The sequence below is a fragment of the Streptomyces prasinopilosus genome (assembly GCF_001419695.1).
Taxonomy (GTDB): Bacteria; Actinomycetota; Actinomycetes; order Streptomycetales; family Streptomycetaceae; genus Streptomyces; species Streptomyces prasinopilosus.
On record NZ_LIRG01000346.1, the window covers coordinates 1 to 3,766 of the forward strand.

Here is a 3,766-nt window from a genome sequence, read left to right on the forward strand (position 1 = left end):
CCCGGCCGGGAGGTCCCGGCGGGGGCGCCGAAGGCTCCGGAGGTGTCGGCGGGCGAAGGGCGGGCATCGGGACGGGTACCGTCCCCACCAGGGAACTCCCTGTCCGCCCCGCTCCCACCTCCCGAGGTCCCGTGCGACGATTCATTGCCCGTCTCTGGCGACTCCTGCGCCCCGTCCAGAGCCGCCTCATGTGGCTGCTGAACGCCAAGTTCGTGGTCGGCGTGACCGGCGTCGTACGCGACGACGAGGGGCGGGTGCTGCTGCTCCGGCACCGGATGTGGCCGCCGGGCCGCCAGTGGGGCCTGCCGAGCGGCTTCGCGCACAAGGACGAGGACTTCCGGCAGACCGTGGTGCGCGAGGTCAAGGAGGAGACCGGTCTCGACGTGGAGGCGGGCCGTCTCGTCATGCTGAACAGCGGTTTCCGCACCCGCCTGGAGGTGGCCTACGAGGCCCGCCTGCTGGGCGGCGAGCTGCGCCTGGACCCCTTCGAGATCCTGGAGGCCCGCTGGTGCCGCCCGGACGACCTCCCCGAGGGCGTCCAGCCGGTGTGCGGGCCGCTGGTACGGGGCGAGACGGTGCCCTGAGGCACCGCCCGCCCGGCGGATGGTGCCCGTTCACCCGGGATCGGCCCCCGGCCCGCCCCGGTGACCGGACCGGGGGCGGGCCGGATGCCACGACGTCGTGTCACGCGGTCCCGCAGCGGCTGCGGAGGAGTTCCACGCCGTCGCCTTCGAGGTCGTCGCAGTACGCCGCCCGCCCGGTCATGGCCATGATCAAGGCCAGGGTGCGGCCGGACACGAGGGGCCCGGAACCGGTCGCGAACGGGCCGTCGTCCGCCACGAGCCTCAGGCCGCCGATGCGCTTCCTGGCGACCACCACGAGGTCCGATCCCCGGTAGTACTCGGCCGTCTCCGTGAGGACCCCGATCGGATGGTCGCGGCGGATGCCCAGCGGGCGCCGGACGTCCTCCCCGTGCACGATCACCTCGCCCAGCATGGCGATGGCGGGCAGGGGAGGCTTGGTCGTGCTCGGGACGATGCGCCGGAAACGTTCGAGGGTCTCGCCCGGGGTCGCGCCGAGCTGCTCGGCCAGCCGCACGGCCACCTGCCTGTCGAAGTCGAACCGGCAGCGGATCACACCCGCCAGCCACCTCACGGTGTCGAGGCTCGCGCCCGCGGTCAGATGTGCCACCACCTCACGCACCGTCAAACCGGCGCAGAGCGACGGTGTCTCCCACTGGTCGTCCGTCAGGTCCGCGAGATCGGCCGCCAGCGCCGCTCGCTCGGTGTGGATCAGGGGCCAGACCCCGGTCTCACGCTTGCGCTCCGCCGTCGGTGCCGGATCAGTCATCTGGGCTGGACTCCTGTCGAGGATCGTGGTCTGCGTCTCCCCCGGCCCGGACGGTGGACGTCCGGCAGGGGTGTTCCCGGGGAGGACTCCCGCCCCGGAGCAAAGTCATCGCCGATGTGCGCTCTTCCCTCCGGCATCCGGACCCGGACCTCACGCGCACCGGCGGCCACCGCGGTCGGCGCGCCGGGCCCACCGGTGGCTGTCCGGCGCCGCCCGTCCTCATCGGCCTCCGGAGCCGTCCGGTCGCCGAGTGCGGGCCGCGCCCCGACAGATGTCGTCCGCTCCCGCGGCCGCCCCGGGCCGATCCGCCGCACGGCTTCGCCGGGTGACGTCCCCTTCCGCCCGCCGGTCGCTCCGGTCGCGCCCGGCGGGAGGGCGAGACCTCACCGTGCGCGACGCCGGGACGCCCGCTCGTGCCCCGGGGAGGGCACACCTCCCGAAGACGTGAGCACTTCGGCCGCCACTGTCCCGATGCCGCTCATTCGAGCGCTTGAGTGACACATGTCCGCCGACTGCTCACGGTTTTCCGCAGGGCACCCACCTCCGGCCCCTCGGCACCGGGACCCCCGAGGCCCTCGCGTCCCCCGGTGGGACACCGCCCCGTGCGGGACGCCCGGCGCACCCCCGCGGCTCCGGAACCGGGGCCCGCCGACGGGAACGGCCGGCGGAAGCCGAGCGACGGGACGGCGCTCACGCCCCTTCGTCCGCCTTCCGTCCCGTGGCGGGGCGATGCCCGCGCAGGCCGCTCCGGAGCGCCGCACGCACCGCTTCGGCCGGGCGGGGGAACCGGCCCGACGCCACCGCGCCCCGCCCCGCGGAGAGTCACCGGTGTTGCGGCACTCAACCATCATGTAGTACTTCTTATACATGAGCGAGCAGGTGCACAACAGACTGGCCGTGGTGCGTGCCGAGCGGAAGGTGTCACGGCAGGGCCTGGCCGAAGCGGTGGGAGCGCACTACCAGACCATCGGCTACATCGAGCGGGGGCAGTACAACCCGAGCCTCGACCTGGCGTTGAAGATCGCGCGGTTCTTCGAGCTGCCGGTGGAGGCCCTGTTCTCGCTCGAACCGTTCCGGCCGCTCACGGACGAGATCTACGGGAGGAAGACCTCATGACCACCACACCGCTGACGCGCTACGACCGCGGCATGCTGCGGCTCATGAACGACCGCCGGGGCCGGCCGCTGTACGCCACGGCCGCCCGCCGGCGCCTGGTCGTCGCCGCGCACCTGCTGCTGACCGCGGCCATCGGCGGACTCATGGCCCACGCCCACCTCGCGGAGGGCGAACCGGTCTGGGCCCTGGTCGTCACGGTGGTGCTGCTGCTGCCGTGGGCGGTCGCGACCGGGGCGATCAACGCGGCCACCCGCGGCCTGCTCGAACTGCGCGAACGAGCGCTGGACGAGCGCCAGTCCGCCGAACGCGCCCGGGTGCAGGCCCGTGCCCACCGGGCAATGACCCTCCTCCTCGCCGCCGGCGCGGTCGTCCTGCTGGCCGTGGGCGCGGCCGGCGGCGACGCCCCCACGGCGTACGCGGCACCGGTCCTCATCGCGGTCCTCGCCGTGCACTGGCTGATGCCGTTGTGGGTGGCCGGCCTGACGGCTCAGGACGAACCGGCCGAGGACGACGGCCCCGCGGCCTGACGAACCGGCCGCGCAGGGGCGGCGGCTGCTCACGGTTCCTCAGTCCAGAGCCTGGGCCAGCACCTCCGCCAGGTGCCTGCCCCGCACCCCCGCCAGCTGCTCCAGCTGCGTCCGGCAGGAGAAGCCGTCGGCCAGCACCACGGCGTCCTCGGGCGCCCGCCTCACCGCCGGCAGGAGCTGCTCCTGCGCGCAGGCCACCGACACCTCGTAATGCCCCTTCTCGAAGCCGAAGTTGCCCGCGAGCCCGCAGCAGCCGCCGCTCAACTCGCCCGTGAGACCGGCCGCGTCGCGCACCCTGCGGTCGGCCGCGTCGCCGAGGACCGCGTGCTGGTGGCAGTGGGTCTGGCCGGTGACCGGGCGGTCCAGGGCGGGCGGGGTCCAGTCGGGCGCGTACTGCTCCAGGGTCTCCGCGAAGGTGCGGACGCGGGCGGCGAGCCGTGCCGCGCGGGGGTCGTCGTGCAGCAGCTCCGGCGCGTCCGCGCGCAGGGCCGCCGCACAGCTCGGTTCGAGGACGACGACCGGGGCGCCGGCGGCCAGGACCGGTTCCATCAGGTCGAGGGTGCGGCGCAGCACCGTACGGGCCTGGTCGAGCTGGCCCGTGGAGAGGTAGGTGAGGCCGCAGCAGACCCGGCCCCGACGGGCCGCCAGCAGCCGGACCGCGGAGCGTGAACGGCCGTCCCCCACCGGGCGGCCGTACGGGTCCTGGAGGCAGCGGGTCTGCGGGTGGCCCTGCCGCCGACGCTGCGGCCGGGGGGCCGCCCGGTGGGGGACGG

The 3,766-nt window shown here is 74.7% G+C and carries 5 protein-coding genes; 3 read left to right on the forward strand and 2 right to left on the reverse strand.

What is annotated here, in order from left to right:
• The first annotated feature begins 131 nt into the window (after positions 1-131).
• Complete coding sequence (locus tag AOK18_RS15530) at positions 132-584, forward strand: NUDIX hydrolase (RefSeq protein WP_055575009.1); 453 nt, start codon at positions 132-134, stop codon at positions 582-584.
• 100 nt (positions 585-684) lie between these two features.
• Here AOK18_RS15530 and AOK18_RS15535 read toward each other — a convergent pair whose 3' ends face one another.
• Complete coding sequence (locus AOK18_RS15535; protein WP_055694746.1) at positions 685-1,350, reverse strand: maleylpyruvate isomerase family mycothiol-dependent enzyme; 666 nt, start codon at positions 1,348-1,350, stop codon at positions 685-687.
• Between the two features lie 867 nt (positions 1,351-2,217).
• Here AOK18_RS15535 and AOK18_RS15540 point away from each other — a divergent pair.
• Both AOK18_RS15540 and AOK18_RS15545 read left to right on the forward strand, forming a co-directional pair.
• Positions 2,218-2,466: a helix-turn-helix transcriptional regulator gene (locus AOK18_RS15540; RefSeq protein WP_055692819.1), complete on the forward strand. Its 249-nt coding sequence runs from the start codon at positions 2,218-2,220 to the stop codon at positions 2,464-2,466.
• Entirely contained in the window at positions 2,463-2,993 is a 531-nt protein-coding gene (locus AOK18_RS15545) for a hypothetical protein (RefSeq protein ID WP_055694747.1), read from the forward strand. The genes AOK18_RS15540 and AOK18_RS15545 overlap by 4 nt, the downstream gene beginning before the upstream one ends.
• A 39-nt stretch (positions 2,994-3,032) precedes the next feature.
• Here the strand turns inward: AOK18_RS15545 and AOK18_RS15550 are convergent.
• On the reverse strand, positions 3,033-3,766 hold a 734-nt coding region (locus tag AOK18_RS15550; protein WP_240503192.1), incomplete at its 5' end, for a (Fe-S)-binding protein.